The organism is Microbulbifer sp. (assembly GCF_051659245.1).
In the GTDB taxonomy this organism is placed as follows: domain Bacteria; phylum Pseudomonadota; class Gammaproteobacteria; order Pseudomonadales; family Cellvibrionaceae; genus Microbulbifer.
On sequence record NZ_JBOFOC010000168.1, the window covers coordinates 1 to 16,304 of the forward strand.

Genomic DNA, 16,304 nt, shown 5'->3' on the forward strand with positions numbered 1-16,304 from the left:
TGGCGGAACCTTCGATCGCGGGCATGGCCCGCTCCTACAGAAAATATCGGTCAGTCTTGGGCGCGGGATTCGAGAATCGCCACTGCGGGCAGTGTCTTGCCCTCAACGTATTCCAGGAAGGCCCCGCCGCCGGTGGAGATATAGGAGACCTTGTCGGTGATATCGTACTTGTCCACCGCCGCCAGGGTGTCGCCGCCGCCGGCGATGGAAAAGGCATCGCTCTCGGCGATGGCTTTCGACAGGCGCTCGGTGCCGCCGCCGAACTGGTCGAATTCGAACACTCCCACCGGGCCGTTCCAGATAATGGTTTTCGCACCGCGCAGGATTTCCTCGAGCTTTTCCGAGGACTGCGGACCGATATCGAAAATCATATCGTCCTCGGCCACCTCGTCGGCGGGTTTGGTTTCCGCCTCGGCGGATTCGCTGAACTCCTTGCCGGTCACCACGTCCACCGGCAGCGGGATATCGCATTTCTGCATCAGGCTGCTCGCGGTGTCCAGCAGGTCGTGTTCGCACAGGGACTTGCCCACCGGCTTGCCGGCCGCGGCGAGGAAGGTGTTGGCGATGCCGCCGCCCACGATCAGTTGGTCCACTTTATCCGCGAGGGTCTCCAGCACGCTGAGCTTGGTGGAGACCTTGGAACCGCCGACGATCGCCACCATCGGCCGCGCGGGATTGGCCAGGGCCTTCTCCAGCGCATCCAGTTCCTCCGCCAGCAGCGGGCCGGCACAAGCCACCGGGGCATATTTGGCCACACCGTGGGTGGAGGCCTGGGCGCGGTGGGCGGTGCCGAAGGCGTCCATCACGAAGATATCGCACAGGCCCGCGTAGGCGCGGGCCAGCTCCTCGTCGTCCTTCTTCTCGCCCTTGTTGAAGCGCACGTTCTCCAGAAGGGCCACCTGACCGTCCTCCAGTTCCACGCCGTCGCGCCACTCCTTGATCAGCGGCACCTCGCGGTCGAGCAGCTTGCCCAGGTGGGCGGCCACCGGGGCCAGGGAATACTGTTCGTCGTATTCGCCCTCGGTGGGGCGGCCCAGGTGGGACATCAGCAGCACCCGGGCCCCGGCATTGATGGCGGCCTCAATGGTGGGCAGGGCGGCGCGTATACGGGTATCGGAAGTGACCGCGCCGCCTTTTACCGGCACGTTCAAGTCCTCGCGAATCAGCAGGCGTCTGCCTTTCAGGTCCAGATCCTTCATCAGTTTGACCGCCATTGCCAGTCCCCTCTGTTCTGTGGAAAAAGTGGGCGCGGATTATAACAATTGCGCGGGCCCACCGCCGCCCCGGCGGCACTTGATATCGTTACCACGCGATGTGGCCACAAAAGACCGGCTGAAAGGCCAATTGCCCCGCCGGCCTTCGCTCCCTACCATTGCCCGGGAACGGACAGGGAGATACCTCCATGGGCAGGCGGCACAAGGTGACATTCCCCGGCGGCAGCGGCGCGCAGCTGGCCGGCATACTGGAGGTTCCGGCGAAAGGGCCGCCGCGCACCACGGTTCTCTTCGCCCACTGCTTTACCTGCGGCAAGGACGTGCTGGCCGCCTCGCGCATGGCCCGCCGCCTGTCAGAGCTGGGCTATGCGGTGCTGCGCTTCGACTTCACCGGACTGGGGGACAGCGAAGGCGACTTCGCCGACACCAACTTCTCCTCCAACGTGGCGGACCTGCTCGCCGCCGCCGAATTCCTGCGCCGCGAACAGCGGCCGCCGGAACTGCTGCTGGGCCACAGCCTCGGCGGCGCCGCGGTACTCGCCGCGGCCGGCGCGATTCCCGAGGCCCGCGCCATCGCCACCATCGCCGCCCCCGCCGATGCGGAGCACGTCACTCGCCAGTTCGCGGACTCCGTGGATACCATCCTGCGCGAGGGGCAGGCGGAAGTGCAGCTGGGCGGGCGGCCCTTCGTGATCCGGAAGCAGTTTCTCGACGACCTGCAGCGGCGCAAGTCCGGCCATATCCGCAACCTGGACCGGCCGCTGCTGATCTATCATTCACCGCTGGACAATATGGTTTCCGTGGGCGAGGCGGCGGAAATCTACAACCGCGCCATGCACCCGAAGAGCTTTATCAGCCTGGATGACGCCGATCACCTGCTCACCCGCCAGAAGGACGCGGATTACATCGCCGACACCCTGGCCGCCTGGGCCGGGCGCTACCTGCCACCGCGAGGAACCACAACATGATCCCGGGACTGGAAGAGCATCGCGCCAGCTGCCCCTATTGCGGCGAGCCCATCACCCTGGTGGTGGATCGCTCAGTGGACATGCAGACCTATACCGAAGACTGCTCGGTGTGCTGCCGCCCGGTCGTGGTGGTCGCCAGCGAAGACAGCGACGGCAACCTGCAGCTGGCGGTGCAGAGCGAAGACGACGCTTAGAATCAGCCTGTAGGAGCGGGCCATGCCCGCGACAAATCGCAGAATGCCGATTTGGGCCGCAGGCGCGCGAGGATGAGCGCCAAGGACGGCGCGAATAAGCGTCATTCTGTCGAATCGCCGACCGCCGATCGCGGGCATGGCCCGCTCCTACAGTACTGCGCTTGGTTCCCCTCTGGTTTGCCAGCAACGGCGGCGGCCGGTATAAAGGACCGGGAAAATAACCAGGAAAAAGGAATTCGCCATGAATATTTTTCCCCGCTGCTGCCTGGCCATCGCACTGCCGCTGTTGCTGAGCGCCTGCGAAGAACCCCGGCAGTCCGCTGCCCCCGCCAATACTGAGGAAGCCCCGGCCGCCGCCCCTGCCGTCGGGACCAAGGCCCCGGAACCCCTCTCCATTCCCTACGAAAAATTCACCCTGGACAACGGCCTGCGCGTGATCGTGCACGAGGACTCCAAGGCGCCGATCGTTTCCGTGGGGGTCTGGTACCACGTGGGCTCCAAGGATGAAAAGCCCGGGCGCACCGGCTTCGCGCATCTGTTCGAGCATCTGATGTTCAACGGCTCGGAAAACTACGACGACGAATTCTTCAAGCCCTTCGAGCAGGCCGGCGCCACCGGCATGAACGGCACCACCTGGCTCGATCGTACCAACTATTTCGAGACGGTGCCCAAGAACGCGCTGGATATGGCCCTGTGGATGGAGTCCGACCGCATGGGCCACCTGCTCGGCGCCATCACCCAGGAGAAGCTCGACGAGCAGCGCGGCGTGGTGCAGAACGAGAAGCGCCAGGGGCAGAACCAGCCCTACGGAAAAGTCTGGGAGCAGATGCAGAAGTCCATCTTTCCCGAGGGACACCCCTATTCCTGGACCACCATCGGCTCCATGGAGGACCTGAACGCGGCGTCGCTGGACGACGTGCACCAGTGGTTCAAGACCTACTACGGCGCCGCCAATACCGTGCTGGTGCTGGCCGGCGATATCGATGTGGAGACCGCGAAGGAAAAGGTGGGCAATTACTTCGCCGATATTCCCGCCGGCCCGCCGCTGGTGAAAAAGAAGGCCTGGATCGCCAAACGCGACCAGTCCTCCCGCGAACAGATGTTCGACCGCGTGGCCCAATCGCGCCTGTACAAGGTGTGGAATACCCCCAACCTGAGCCACGCGGACGCCAATGCGGTGGCTCTGGCCGCGGCGGTGCTGGGGGAGGGCAAGAATTCCCGCCTGTACAAGCGCCTGGTCTACAAAGATCAACTGGCCACCAACGCCTCGGTCAACCTGTATGAATTCGAATTAGCCTCGATCTTCCAGGTAGTGGCCGATGCCAAGCCCGGTGTGGAGCTGGCCGAGGTGGAGAAGGCCATCGAAGAGGAGGTGGCGCGCTTCCTGGAAGAGGGACCCACCGCCGAGGAACTGCAGCGGGTCAATATGAGCGCCTACGCCGGCGCCGCCCGCAACCTGGAACAGATCGGCGGCTGGAGCGGCAAGGGAGTTACCCTGGCCCGCGGCGAACTGTACCTGGGCGACCCCAACGCCGCCCTCAAGGCCCTGACCGAGAAGCAGCAACTGACCCCGCAGCAGGTGCGGGCAGCGGCGCAAGAGTGGCTGTCCAACGGCGACTACAACCTGGAAGTACACCCCTTCCCCGAATACAAGGTGGCGGACGCCAGCGCCGACCGGTCCAAACTGCCGGACACCGGCGAGTTTCCGTCCGTACCGTTCCCGGAGCTGCAAACCGCAGAGCTGGCCAACGGCCTGAAGGTGGTGCTGGCGGAGCGCCACTCGGTGCCAGTGGCCGATATGCGCCTGATCTTTGACGCCGGCTACGCCTCCGACTTGGGAAAAAAACTGGGCACTGCCAGCTACGCCATGTCGATGCTGCAGGAGGGGACCACCACGCTGAGTGCACTGGAGATCAGCGCGAAAAAGGAAATGCTTGGTGCGCGCATCTATAGCGGTGCCAATGTAGATATTTCCGACGTTGGCCTCAATGCGCTCAGCGCCAATCTGGACGAGTCCATGGCCCTGTTCGCCGACATAGTGCTGCACCCGGCCTTCTCCGAAGAGGAAATCGAGCGCAAGCGCGGCCGCTGGCTGGCGGGCATCCAGCAGGAGAAGACCAAGCCGATACAGATGGCCCTGCGCAGCCTGCCGCCACTGCTCTACGGCGAGGACCACGCCTACGGCGTGCCCTTTACCGGCAGCGGCACTGAAGACTCCATCCAGTCCCTGACCCGCGACGATCTGGTGCAGTACCACGAGACCTGGTTGCGCCCGGACAACGCCACCCTGGTGGCAGTGGGCGATATCACCATGGACGCGCTCAAGGCGCAGCTGGAAAAGCACTTCGCCGACTGGCAGAAACCCGAGGCCCCGCTGCCGCGGAAGAACCTGGCGCAGATCGCCCATCCGGACAGCGCCCGCGTCTACCTGATCGACAAGCCCGGCGCCGAGCAGTCGATCATTATCGGCGGCCTGCTCGCGCCCTCGGAGAAGCTGCCCGGGGCCGAGGCCATACATATGATGAACGACATCCTCGGCGGCACCTTTACCTCGCGCATCAATATGAACCTGCGCGAGGAGAAGCACTGGGCCTACGGCGCCTACTCCTTCCTGACCGGCGCCGTGGGCCAGCAGCCCTACCTGGTGTACGCACCGGTGCAGACCGACAAGACCAAGGAGTCCCTGGCGGAACTGCAGAAGGAGCTTAACGCCTATATCGCCAATCGGCCGGCACAGCAGGACGAGCTGGAGAAAATCAAAAGCAAGCGGATCAACGAACTGCCCGGCCGCTTCGAGACCATCGCCGCGGTGGCCCGCGCCGCAGCGGATATCGTCACCTACGAGCGCCCGCTGAACTACATGGACGGCTACGCGCAGCGGATTCGCGACATAGACCTGGAGCGGGTGCACCAGCTGGCGGGAGAGGTGATCAAGCCCGACCGCTTTACCTGGGTGATCGTCGGCGACAAGAAGAAGATCGCTGACGGCATCGAATCACTGGATATAGGCCCGGTAGCTGAGTTGGATGCGGACGGCAAGCAGCTCGAGGGTTCGGCCGTAGCAAGCGGCCAATAACCCCACCTTCCCCTGTAGGAGCGGCCCATGGCCGCGATCAATCTGTGCTACGAAGTAGATCGATCACGGCCATGGGCGGATGGCCGCCCCGTCGCGCCGCTCCTACAGGGAACCATCCCGCTCTCGGCGAGCAACCCCGTAGTGGGTAAGAACTGTAAATTGCGACAGACTCAGGGGGCCTGCGGCGCCCCTTTTTTGTGGTTTAATAGGCGGCTACGCTGTTTTTCTGGTCGCGAGCAATCACCTATGGAATTGGAGTTTATCACCGCCACCCTGTTCAACCTGGGGGTCAATTTAATCTACACCTTTCTCGCCCTGCTGATCGGCATACTCTCCCTGATCGCAATCGACAAGAAACTGCTCAAGCACGTGGATATCGAAAGCGAATTGAAGAGCGGCAATATCGCAGTGGCTATTTTCGCCTCCACCATCCTGCTGTTTATTGCCATCATTATCTCTTTCGGCCTGAAAGGATAGAGACAGGCATGCGCTACTGGATACTGGCAATTGGTTTCAGTACCGCCCTGACGCTACCACATATACTGGTGACCTTATCCGACGCCCCCTCGACCGAACCTGAATTCCAACTGCGGGAGTTCGCCCGCCAGCCAGGAGAGGCAGAGTATTCCAAGGACTCCCAGCGCGGCGTCGTGCGGGTACAGGGCAGCAGCCGGCCACTGACCGAAAAGTTTGTCCAGCAGTCCGTGGCCAAGCGCAGCCCCGAGCAGAGCGCCTACGTCTCCATCTGGCACTGGCAGGGCATTCGCGAAGCCGCCGCTTCCGCCCGCGGCCTGGACAGCGAGCACCACTTTGCCAACAGTTACCTGGTGGGCTTTAAACCGTTCAAGACCAAACAACTCTGGGTACCGCTGTACACCCTGGCAATGCGCAAAGAGTATCAGTACGACCACCTCCAGTACGCGGGCCTCGCCGATATCTGGCAGACCTCGCGGCAGGCCTATTACCAGAAGCGCGGCGACTGCGAGGACCACGCAATTCTGCTCGCGGACTGGCTGATAGAACTGGGCGTGGACGCCCGCGTCGCCATGGGCACCCACAACGGGGAGGGCCACGCCTGGGTGGTCGCCATTGTCGGCAACAAGGAATATCTGCTGGAAGCCACCAGCAAGCGCCGCGAGACCAGCTGGCAGGCGATGCCGCTGGCGGAATTGGCCGAAGGGTATGACGTGGAGTTTCAGTTCAACCGGTATTTCTTCTGGGCGAAGAAGGATTCCAGGCCGACCCGGAAATACCGGGGTAGTCACTGGATAAAGAAATCGCAGTTTATCCGCGGCTGATTTGCAGAATGTTGGGGCGAACCCCCCGTTCGGGCATAAGACTTGAGTTAACCATTTTTGTAGGAGCCTGCTTGCAGGCTCCTACAGGGTGCCGAATCTCAACTCAGCAGCATCCGTCCAGCCGATTTTAAATCGGCGATCCCGGCGGCATAGTTTTCAAATCCCCAGCTTCAACTTTCAGATCACCATCCATAAATGCGGCAATGCGCTGCGCCTGATGAAAGTAGTGCGCGTTATAACCCTCCGGGTCCTCGCCGAACAATTTCATCCCACCCATGGCGTGCTGAAACCTGGCCAGTTCCAGGTGAGCTTTGGCGCGTACCGATTCCGCTGCACCCTTGTCGCCCGCCAGTACCATCAACCGATGGATATAGGCGTGATTGACGCGCTGGTGAACGGCGGCCTGCAGCCCGCTGTAGGCGCCGGTATCCAGCGCCCTCTCGGACAACTGTTTTAGCAGCGCGCCGAAACCCGGAATCTCGCTGCTGCGCCCGTGCTGCTGCTCCATGCGCGCGGCGCGCTGCGGGTCCAGCAGTATCGCGAGAGTATGGCCCGCCGCGGCCTCGCTCAGGGCCACCGCATCGAAGGCGACGCCGGTATAGGCGGGGAAACTCTCCGCGGTGCGCGCGTAGCCGTAGGACTTGGGCGGCAGCAATTGCAGAACGTGCTCCGGCAGCGCCAGGAACTCCGGTGCCAGTGTCGACAGCAGTGCGTCGATTGCCTGTTGCTGCCGTTCCGCTGGCACCAGGGTGTAGCTGTTCCGCTCAGCGCCGTTGTACAGGTAGTCGTAATCGAGACCGCCGATCAGCTTGCCCACCGCCTCCGCCTGATAGCGGTGTCCGTAGTAGACGGGCACCAGGGTTTCCTCCAGGGAGGAGCGGGGCGCGCTTTTCGGATTTGCCGCAGGGGAGAAGTTGTCCAGCGCGAAACGGCGCAACTCAACCATCCGCATAAATTCCTGCAAGGGCTCGCGGCCGTTGTCCCAGAGATGGGAGACGGCGTGGGCATCGTTGATTTCACGGGAATCCGGATCGGAGATAAAACGCAGGTTTCGTGTTCGCGCTTCGGCAATAACCGCATCCAGGTGCCTCTGCTCGTCTCCACTGCCATCACCGTAGCCATAGCGGATCGCCAATTTATCCCAGTCGCCGATTCCCGTGGCATAGGCATCCGCCAGGTCGAGGGAGCCCTGTTGCAAAGTCACCAGTGGCGCCGGGTAATCCATCACCGAGGCCCGCGCCTCGGTACTGGCGGCAAAGTTATGCGCAAGGCCCAGGGTATGGCCCACTTCGTGGGCGGACAGCTGGCGGATGCGCGCCAATGCCATCGCCTTCAGCGCTTCGGTATCGGCCTTCTCCTTTCCGTAGGGCTGCAACAGGCCCTGCGCGATCAGGTAGTCCTGTCGCACCCGCAACGAACCCAGGGTGACATTGCCCTTGATAATCTCACCGGTGCGCGGATCGGCAATGGAATAACCGTAGGACCAGCCCCGGGTGGAGCGGTGCACCCAGTTGATCACGTTGTAGCGCACATCCAGCGGGTCGGCATCTTCCGGCAGTAGCTTTACCTGGAATGCATTCTTGTAGCCCGCCGCCTCGAAAGCCTGGTTCCACCAACTGGCGCCCTCGATCAGGGCACTGCGCACCGGCTCCGGCACGCCGGAATCCACGTAATAGACGATCGGCTCCACCACTTCGCCACTGCCGCTTTTCTTTACCAGGCGGTGGCGGTAGATAAAGCGCTGGTCCAGCGGCTGGTCGATGGCCGTCGCGTAGTCGCGGTACTCGAAGGGGAAATAGCCGCTGCGGCTGTGGAAACGGCGCGGCCGGTAGTTGTCGTCGGGCAGTGCCACCAGGGAGATATGCTGGCGCAGGGAGACCAGTGTCGGCGTCGGCACCACCTCCTGCAGGTGGTTACCCGGCTCGCTGCCGGCAAAGGTAAGCTGTGCCTCGAATTCGCTGTTCCTGGGAAAGTTTTTGGTGCGCGGCAGATAGACGGCGGATTTGGACGCATCGATACTGAAGCTGCCCTGCTCGGTGTCCTTCAGCCGTTTGGCGATACCGTGCTGGTCAGAGAGCAGGAATGGCGTGAAATCCACCAGCGCGCGGTCGTCTTCCCGCGCCAGCGCCTCGAAGCCCCACAATATCGACGAGGCAAAGGCCTCCTCCACCGCCCGGCGCTCCGCGGCGTTGTCCGACTCAGCGCGGTACTTCAGGTTCAGCTGGTGCAGCAGCACCTTGTTCCCAACCCGCTGGAACTTCACCAGCCGGTTGTCGCCCACCTGGTTGCGATCCAGCCCCACCGGATTGGAGCCCAAGCCTTGGGCCAGACCGGTCAGCAGCAGGAACTCGCGGTCGAAGTCTGCAACCTCCAACAGGACCCTGCCGTTGTGGTCGTCCCAGTAGAAGTCGTGATACCCGGCATGCTTTTCCATGCCCGCAGTGTATTCGGTGATGGTTTTGGCCTGCGCCGTCACCGAGAGCAGCGCCAGTAATGCCACAAAGATCAGCCTGCGTATCGACATTTGCTTCCCCCACTTTATTGGATTTGCTCCTTCCGGGAGCGGGTATGCGTGCAGAGCAGTGTCCTGTATGGAACTAAATAGTGATACCAGCGGGCCGCTAAGCGGCCAGATGCAAGGCGCACTTGCGCCGGCGTAGTCATTCTACGTCAAGCAAGTGCAACGCAGCAGATGGCTGCTTAGCGGCCCGCCCGAAGGGAGCCCCCCCTCTTCACCAATCGAGAGGGCCCACAGCCGCGTTGCAGCTCTTGAAAATGGAATGACCATTCCCTGCGAGCTGCGCCTAACTGTGGGCAATCTGGGGGGGCTCTGGTATCACTATTTAGTTCCATACAGGACACTAGATTATGACATATCCACGGCGATATTTTCCTGTCGCGTTTTACTCTCTCGGGACGGACAGATGGGATCGCAAGCCGGACGATTACGCGGTGAAAGCCGTTCAGAATCAAAAAAGGGGCGCCTCGCGCCCCCAGCGAAGACAAGCCCGATCAGAAAAATCCGAGTGGATTGGTGTCGTAACTGACCAGGAGGTTCTTGGTCTGCTGGTAGTGTTCCAGCGCCATTTTGTGGGTTTCGCGGCCGATACCGGATTTCTTGTAGCCGCCAAAGGCGGCGTGAGCCGGGTACTGGTGATAGCAGTTGGTCCACACCCGTCCGGCCTGGATATTGCGCCCCATACGAAAAGCCAAGTTGATATCCCGGGTCCAGACACCAGCGCCCAGTCCATACTCGGTATCATTGGCGATCGCCAGGGCTTCCTGTTCCGTTTTGAACGTGGTAACCCCCACCACCGGGCCAAAGATCTCTTCCTGGAACACGCGCATCTCGTTGCTGCCCTTGAGCAGGGTCGGTTGAATGTAAAAGCCGTCTTGCAGGTCACCACTCATACTCTCGGCGCCACCGCCCAGTAATACCTCCGCACCCTCCTGTCGCCCTATATCGATATAGCTCATGATCTTGTCAAACTGCACCCGCGAAGCCTGGGCGCCGATTTGCGTTTCGGTATCGAGCGGGTTGCCCTGCTTGATCGATTTGGTGCGTTCAATAACGCGGGCGATAAAATCGTCGTAGATGGATTCCTGGATCAGCGCCCGGGAGGGGCAGGTACACACCTCACCCTGATTGAAAAACGCCAGCGCCATTCCCTCCACACACTTGCTGATATAGCTCTCTTCCTGTTGCAGGATATCGGCAAAGTAGATATTGGGTGATTTCCCGCCCAGCTCCACGGTAGAAGGAATAATGTTTTCGGCCGCGCACTTGAGGATATGGGAGCCCACCGGGGTGGAGCCGGTAAAGGCTATCTTGGCAATGCGCTTGCTGGTGGCCAGTGCCTCCCCCGCTTCGCGGCCGAAGCCGTTTACGATATTGAGCACCCCGGCGGGCAACAGGTCGGCAATCAACCCCACCAGCACCAGTATCGATGCCGGCGTCTGCTCCGCGGGCTTCAGCACCACGCAATTGCCCGCCGCCAGTGCCGGTGCCAGCTTCCAGGCCGCCATCAGGATAGGGAAGTTCCAGGGAATGATCTGCCCCACCACCCCCAGCGGTTCGTGGAAATGGTAGGAAACCGTGTGACTGTCCACCTCCGCAAGACCGCTCTCCTGGGCGCGTATGCAGCCGGCGAAATAGCGGAAATGATCCACGGCCAGGGGTATGTCCGCGGCCAGGGTCTCACGCACCGCCTTGCCGTTGTCCCAGGTTTCCGCCACAGCCAGCATTTCCAGGTTCTGCTCTATGCGATCGGCGATGCGCAGCAGGAGGTTGGCGCGGTCGGTAACCGAGGTACGCCCCCAGCTGTCCCTGGCGCCGTGGGCGGCATCCAGGACCAGTTCAATGTCTTTTTCGCCGGAGCGGGGTATTTCGCAGAATACCTGACCGTTTACCGGTGAAATGTTTTCAAAGTAGCGGCCCTCCACCGGCGCCACCCAGTCCCCACCGATGAAGTTCTGATAGCGGGATTCGAAAGTGACCAGAGCCTTATCCTGGCCAGGCTGGGAGTAAATCATCGCGGATATCCTCTATTGCCGTTTTTATAGTATATTCAGGACCATATCCTGCCAGTCGGCAGGCACTGCTTTGTGGTTAATGTAAACCCTGGAGGGTAGGCAGGCTTTCCCGTGAGTCCAATCCAGTTGTCTGTGAGTCCATGACAAGGAAAATAACGACAATAAACCGGTGACGAGTATGCTGAAACCAATTCGCGAGCCCCGCGAGCTGATCGAGAATCGGGTGTCTTTCGCCGGCCCCAACGCGGAATTGAGCGTCTACAGTACCTACATGCCGGCGGAACGTGTGAATCTGCACGCGGGCGAACTTTTGTACTGCGGAATGCTCAACGGAAAGAAAATTCTCCACGGCCCCAGCGGCTACAGGGCGAAATTTTTACCGCGGGAATCATTTGTCATGGCTCCCGGCGAAGATATCGAGATCGACTTTCCCGAAGCTGCCATGGGCAGTCCCACCAATTGCCTCACCATTGAAATCGCCAGGAAACGGGTGGATGAGGTCTGTTCCCAGTTGAATAAAACTGCGCCTCTGCACAGGGACTTCGAAGACTGGCACTACCGCCCCGAGACAGTCATCCACACTCCGCATACCCAGGCCACCCAAGCCCTGCTCGAACGGATGATGACCGCCTTCAGCGAGAAACTGCCGGACCGCGACCTGCTGATCGACCTCGGGATCAGCGAGCTGCTGGTGCGTATGCTTCGCCAGCAGACACGGAGCTTCCTGCTCCGCGCCTGCGCCCTGGCGCCGGACGCCAACGGGCTCAGCGCTGCAGTGCATGCAATCCAGGGGGATCTCGCCGCCCCGCTGGATATCGACCAGCTGTGCAAGATCGCCTGCATGAGCCGCAGCCGTTTCTTCAGCGAGTTCAAAAAGCACCTGGGCTGCACGCCGGCGGAATTTCAGCACCAGCTGCGCATGCAAAGCGCCTGCGAGCGCCTGAAAAGCGGAGAGCCGGCCAAACGGATCTGCTTTGACCTGGGTTATTGCAACCAGAGCCATTTCAGCCGAAGGTTCCAGCACCAATTCGGTTTGAGTCCCAGCCAATATTGCCAATTGCACCGACGCCGGGCGGTAAACTGAACGACACCGAGGTTCTCAACAGGCCCTAAGGCCCGGCACAGGGAACCTGCATTGACTTAAGCGAGCCACCCTGTAGGAGCGGCGGGGCGGCCATCCGACATGCCCGCGATCGGGTTCTGTTCGCGGGCATGGCCCGCTCCTACAGATCTTTCAGTATCTCCCGCGCCGCATTGAGCCCGGGTACGCCGGTGACACCACCACCGGGATGGGTTCCGGAGCCGCAGATATACAAGTCCCGGACAGGTGTGCGGTAATCGGCGTAGCCCATAAAGGGTCGGTTGCTCCACAACTGGTCCAGCCCCAGGGCGCCGTGAAAGATATCCCCGCCCATCAGACCAAACTTGCGCTCCAGGTCCAGGGGTGAATGAATCTGCCGTGCAATCACCGAACGCTTGAAATTGGGGGCGTAACGCGCAACCGTATCGACAATGGTGTCCGCAGCCGCTTCGCGGTGATCATCCCAGCTCGCGCCGTCCGGCAACTGCGGGGAAAACTGCTGGCAGAACAGGCTCGCCACATGCTGTCCGGGTGGTGCCAGCGAGTCATCGACCGTGGATGGAATCAGCATTTCCACAATAGGTTCCCTGGACCAGCCGAACTGCTTTGCATCAAAATACGCCTGTTCCAAATATGCCATGCTGGGCCCGATTACGATGCCGGACTGGTGGTGGCGTTGCAGATCGGTTCCGGGGCGACAGGTGAAGTCCGGAAGCTCGGACAAGGCCACATTCATACGAAAAGTACCGGAAGCCACTTTATAACCGCGCACCCGGCGGCGAAATTCTTCACTCAAATGCTGTTGAGCCACCAGTTGCGAAAACAACAGTTTGGGGCCGACGTTTGAGACGACCTTTCCCGCGGACAACTTTTCGCCATCCGCGAGCCGTACTCCCACGGCACGGCCATCTGCGATCAACACTTCCTCCACCGCCGCGTCCGTGCGTACATCCACGCCGAGTTGCTGTGCCTCTTTGAGCATGGCCTGGGTAATGGCACCCATACCGCCGACGGCGTGGCCCCATGCCCCTTTCTCGCCATTTACCTCACCGAAAACATGGTGCAGCAGTACATACGCCGAACCGGGGGTGCTCGGTGCGCCGTAGTTGCCGACGATGGAATCAAACGCAAAAGCGGCCCTGACATGGTCGTTCTCAAACCACTCGGCCAGCACATCGGCCGCGCTCTTGGTGAACAAATCCAGCGCATCGCGCCTCTGCGCCATATCCAGTTTCCTGGCCCGGAGGCCAAAGCCGCCGGCACGCAGCAGGTCCGGCAGCCCTCCGCCTACGTTCGGCGGCGTGCGCAACAGCTCCTCGCGCAAGAAATCCGCAACCGTTTCCAGCATCCCGTAAAAAGCGGGCAGCGCCTCGGCGTCCTTTGGCGATAAGCGGGCGATTTCCGCTTGGGTGTCGGCAAAGTCTCGATGAAAGGAAAGGCTCTCACTGTCGGACAGGGGGAATAAATTGGATTGCGGACGGAGTTTTATCTGCAGGCCGTGTTCGCGCAGCCGCAAATCTTCAATAACCTTCGGGTTCAGCAAACTCACCGTGTAGCTGGCCACTGAATTGCGGAAGCCCGGATGAAACTCTTCCGTAACCGCGGCGCCGCCAACGATCGGGCGGCGCTCCAAAACGGCCACCTGTTTGCCCGCCCTGGCCAGATAACAGGCGCAAACCAGCCCATTGTGACCACCGCCGATAATAGTGATGTCGGTCATAAAATTCTTGTCTTACTCACAGACCAATGGTGCCGGTTAATGGACTCGCTCACCCGCCACCCAGGTCTCCAGCACCCGGGTTTTCCACAATTCCTTCGGATCGATGGCAAAAATATCCCTGTCCACCAGGATAAAATCGGCGGCCTTGCCCAATTCCAGGTTGCCGATCACCTCCTCCTGGTGTGCGGCATAGGCGGCACCCAGGGTAAAGGCGTGCAGCGCTTCGATCAGGGAAATTTTCTCCCGCTGAATCCAGCCGCCCTCGGGCTCGTTGCCGGTGTTCTGCCGGGTGACCGCGGCGTGAATACCGAGAAAGGGATTGACCGGCTCCACCGGGAAATCGGAACCGGCGGCCAGCGGGATGCCCCGATCCAGGAAAGTGCGCCAGGCGTAGGCGCCGTCGAGACGCTCTTCGCCAAGGCGGTCCCCGGCCATATTCATATCGCTGGTGGCGTGAATGGGTTGCATGGAAGCAATGATATCCAGTTGCTCGAAACGCGGAATATCCTCGGGTGCCACGACCTGGGCGTGCTCTATGCGGTGGCGGAAATCCCGCGAGTCGTCGCCGGCATATTTCCCGAACTTATCCAGGACAATGCGGTTGGCGCGGTCGCCGATGGCGTGCACATTGATCTGAAAGCCCCGCTCCAGCGCGCTGGCAAAATATTTATCCAGTTCGCGCTCGCCGTGCAACAACAGGCCGGAGGTCTGCGGCCGGTCCCGGTAGGGTTCCAGCAGTGCGGCACCGCGGCTGCCCAGGGCGCCGTCGGCGGAGATTTTGATGCTACGGATAAACAGGTGGGAGTCCGCGCTGCCCACGACGCCCGCCTCCAGCAACTGCGCGAACTCGTCCGCATCCACCGCCAGCATCGGGTAGACCCGCATGGGAATGGCGCCGCGCTCGGCGAGGGCCCTATAGGCGCGATAGGTGTCGCCGTTGATACCCGCATCGTGGACGCTGGTCAGGCCGTTGGCCAGAGAGATTTCAAACGCCGCGCCCAGCGCCGCTTCCAGTTCCCTCTGCGACGGCGCGGGTATGGCCCGCTCCATCAGGGACATGGCGTTGTCCACCAGAATGCCGGTGGGGCGGCCGTCGGCGTCTTTTAGTATTTCCCCGCCCTCCGGCACGGGGGAATCGCGGTCGATACCGGCGGCGCGCAGCGCCGCGGTGTTCGCCCAGCCGGCGTGGCCATCCACCCGTCGCAGCCACACCGGGCGGGGGATTTCCAGCGTATCCAAGTCGGCGGCGCTCGGCCACTGACCGCCGGGCCAGAGTACCTGGTTCCAGCCGCGCCCGGTAACCCACTGCGCCTTGGACCTGGTGGCGGCGAATTTTTTGACCGCCTCAAGGGTTTCCGCAAACCCCATATCGCGGAGATCGATTTCCCGCTGCAGCAATCCCAGCGCCGGCATATGCCCGTGGGCGTCGATCAGGCCCGGCAACAGGGCGCGGCCACGGCCGTCGATTGCCTCGGCGCCTTTATAGCGCTCGGACAGATCGGCCGCCTCCCCCACCGCCAATACCCTGCCATCGCGAAAAGCCATTGCGGAGAACTTTTCCACCGCGGGTTTGCCGGAATCCCCTTCAACGATATGGGAGCCCCGAATATCGTGCAGCAGGACGGTATCGCAGTGGGCAGTAAGGGGCAGCAGCAGGAAGCAGAGAAAAAAACGCGGAAGGAACCCAGGCCCCATGACATTCACCTATCGTTATGATTGATATTGGGTGTCCGCCATTAAAGCGCAACCGACCGCGCTCTTCCAAGCCCTCTATTGCGCAAGTCCCTGCAGGTACTCCATGCCGCGGTGCATGGGACGCGCATCCAGATGACAGGTATGGGTTCGCCCCCGTACCTCGCGCCGTACCAGCCCGGCGCGCTCCAGCACCCGGATATGTTTGGACGCCGCCACCAGCGACATTTCAAAGGGCGCCGCCAGTTCGCTTACAGTGCCGGGGCCATCGGCCAGGCTGTGCAGTATCGCCCGCCGGGTGGGGTCGGCGAGGGCGCGGAAAACAGCGTCCAATTGATAAATAAGTTACATTGGCCGATTGAGCGCCACCCCAGGGCCGTGCCTTGCACCGTTATTTTTAAATGGTTATCTTGTTTTTCTGTCGCTGAATAGCAGCGTCAGACCTGCATGGCACTAAGTTAGGCGGAAAATCGAACCCCTGTAGGAGCGGCGGGGCGGCCATCCGACATGCCCGCGAACAGAGCCCGA

12 protein-coding genes are annotated in these 16,304 nt (G+C 61.5%); 6 read left to right on the forward strand and 6 right to left on the reverse strand.

The window, feature by feature from the left end:
- Positions 1-50: 50 nt before the first annotated feature.
- Positions 51-1,214, reverse strand: coding sequence for a phosphoglycerate kinase (locus ACRC0P_RS16210; RefSeq protein ID WP_438632341.1), 1,164 nt, complete (start codon positions 1,212-1,214; stop codon positions 51-53).
- Positions 1,215-1,402: 188 nt separating this feature from the next.
- Here ACRC0P_RS16210 and ACRC0P_RS16215 point away from each other — a divergent pair, with 188 nt between their 5' ends.
- The 5 genes from ACRC0P_RS16215 (at position 1,403) to ACRC0P_RS16235 (ending at position 6,750) form a co-directional block, all read left to right on the forward strand.
- Positions 1,403-2,182: an alpha/beta hydrolase family protein gene (locus ACRC0P_RS16215; protein WP_438632342.1), complete on the forward strand. Its 780-nt coding sequence runs from the start codon at positions 1,403-1,405 to the stop codon at positions 2,180-2,182.
- Positions 2,179-2,376: a CPXCG motif-containing cysteine-rich protein gene (locus ACRC0P_RS16220; RefSeq protein ID WP_438632343.1), complete on the forward strand. Its 198-nt coding sequence runs from the start codon at positions 2,179-2,181 to the stop codon at positions 2,374-2,376. The genes ACRC0P_RS16215 and ACRC0P_RS16220 overlap by 4 nt, the downstream gene beginning before the upstream one ends.
- Before the next feature lie 241 nt (positions 2,377-2,617).
- Positions 2,618-5,452, forward strand: a complete 2,835-nt coding sequence (locus tag ACRC0P_RS16225) for a M16 family metallopeptidase (protein WP_438632344.1) — start codon at positions 2,618-2,620, stop codon at positions 5,450-5,452.
- A 246-nt stretch (positions 5,453-5,698) separates the two neighbouring features.
- Positions 5,699-5,929: a DUF350 domain-containing protein gene (locus ACRC0P_RS16230; RefSeq protein ID WP_438632345.1), complete on the forward strand. Its 231-nt coding sequence runs from the start codon at positions 5,699-5,701 to the stop codon at positions 5,927-5,929.
- 8 nt (positions 5,930-5,937) lie between these two features.
- The gene (locus ACRC0P_RS16235; protein WP_438632346.1) at positions 5,938-6,750 is read left to right on the forward strand and encodes a transglutaminase domain-containing protein; all 813 of its coding nucleotides are present in this window, start codon (positions 5,938-5,940) and stop codon (positions 6,748-6,750) included.
- Between the two features lie 127 nt (positions 6,751-6,877).
- Here ACRC0P_RS16235 and ACRC0P_RS16240 read toward each other — a convergent pair whose 3' ends face one another.
- Positions 6,878-9,274: a zinc-dependent metalloprotease gene (locus tag ACRC0P_RS16240; RefSeq protein WP_438632347.1), complete on the reverse strand. Its 2,397-nt coding sequence runs from the start codon at positions 9,272-9,274 to the stop codon at positions 6,878-6,880.
- Positions 9,275-9,762: 488 nt separating this feature from the next.
- Positions 9,763-11,283 carry an acetaldehyde dehydrogenase ExaC gene (exaC, locus tag ACRC0P_RS16245; RefSeq protein ID WP_438632348.1) on the reverse strand — a complete coding sequence of 507 codons (1,521 nt, stop codon included), beginning with the start codon at positions 11,281-11,283 and terminating at the stop codon, positions 9,763-9,765.
- A 178-nt stretch (positions 11,284-11,461) separates the two neighbouring features.
- Between exaC and ACRC0P_RS16250 the strand changes: the two genes are divergently transcribed.
- Complete coding sequence (locus tag ACRC0P_RS16250; protein WP_438632349.1) at positions 11,462-12,367, forward strand: helix-turn-helix domain-containing protein; 906 nt, start codon at positions 11,462-11,464, stop codon at positions 12,365-12,367.
- Positions 12,368-12,506: 139 nt separating this feature from the next.
- Here the strand turns inward: ACRC0P_RS16250 and ACRC0P_RS16255 are convergent, their stop codons facing one another.
- The 3 genes from ACRC0P_RS16255 to ACRC0P_RS16265 all read right to left on the reverse strand — a co-directional run bounded on the left by ACRC0P_RS16255 (position 12,507) and on the right by ACRC0P_RS16265 (position 16,109).
- Positions 12,507-14,084, reverse strand: coding sequence for a phytoene desaturase family protein (locus tag ACRC0P_RS16255; RefSeq protein ID WP_438632350.1), 1,578 nt, complete (start codon positions 14,082-14,084; stop codon positions 12,507-12,509).
- A 36-nt stretch (positions 14,085-14,120) separates the two neighbouring features.
- Entirely contained in the window at positions 14,121-15,779 is a 1,659-nt protein-coding gene (locus tag ACRC0P_RS16260; RefSeq protein ID WP_438632351.1) for an amidohydrolase, read from the reverse strand.
- A gap of 75 nt (positions 15,780-15,854) precedes the next feature.
- Positions 15,855-16,109, reverse strand: coding sequence for an ArsR/SmtB family transcription factor (locus tag ACRC0P_RS16265; protein ID WP_438632352.1), 255 nt, complete (start codon positions 16,107-16,109; stop codon positions 15,855-15,857).
- Between the last annotated feature and the right edge of the window lie 195 nt (positions 16,110-16,304).

Bases quoted from the DNA above. Each gene is read 5' to 3' on its own strand.
- ACRC0P_RS16210 (WP_438632341.1), bottom strand. From the start codon at position 1,214: ATGGCGGTCAAACTGATGAAGGATCTGGACCTGAAAGGCAGACGCCTG.
- ACRC0P_RS16215 (WP_438632342.1), top strand. From the start codon at position 1,403: ATGGGCAGGCGGCACAAGGTGACATTCCCCGGCGGCAGCGGCGCGCAG.
- ACRC0P_RS16220 (WP_438632343.1), top strand. From the start codon at position 2,179: ATGATCCCGGGACTGGAAGAGCATCGCGCCAGCTGCCCCTATTGCGGC.
- ACRC0P_RS16225 (WP_438632344.1), top strand. From the start codon at position 2,618: ATGAATATTTTTCCCCGCTGCTGCCTGGCCATCGCACTGCCGCTGTTG.
- ACRC0P_RS16230 (WP_438632345.1), top strand. From the start codon at position 5,699: ATGGAATTGGAGTTTATCACCGCCACCCTGTTCAACCTGGGGGTCAAT.
- ACRC0P_RS16235 (WP_438632346.1), top strand. From the start codon at position 5,938: ATGCGCTACTGGATACTGGCAATTGGTTTCAGTACCGCCCTGACGCTA.
- ACRC0P_RS16240 (WP_438632347.1), bottom strand. From the start codon at position 9,274: ATGTCGATACGCAGGCTGATCTTTGTGGCATTACTGGCGCTGCTCTCG.
- exaC (WP_438632348.1), bottom strand. From the start codon at position 11,283: ATGATTTACTCCCAGCCTGGCCAGGATAAGGCTCTGGTCACTTTCGAA.
- ACRC0P_RS16250 (WP_438632349.1), top strand. From the start codon at position 11,462: ATGCTGAAACCAATTCGCGAGCCCCGCGAGCTGATCGAGAATCGGGTG.
- ACRC0P_RS16255 (WP_438632350.1), bottom strand. From the start codon at position 14,084: ATGACCGACATCACTATTATCGGCGGTGGTCACAATGGGCTGGTTTGC.
- ACRC0P_RS16260 (WP_438632351.1), bottom strand. From the start codon at position 15,779: ATGGGGCCTGGGTTCCTTCCGCGTTTTTTTCTCTGCTTCCTGCTGCTG.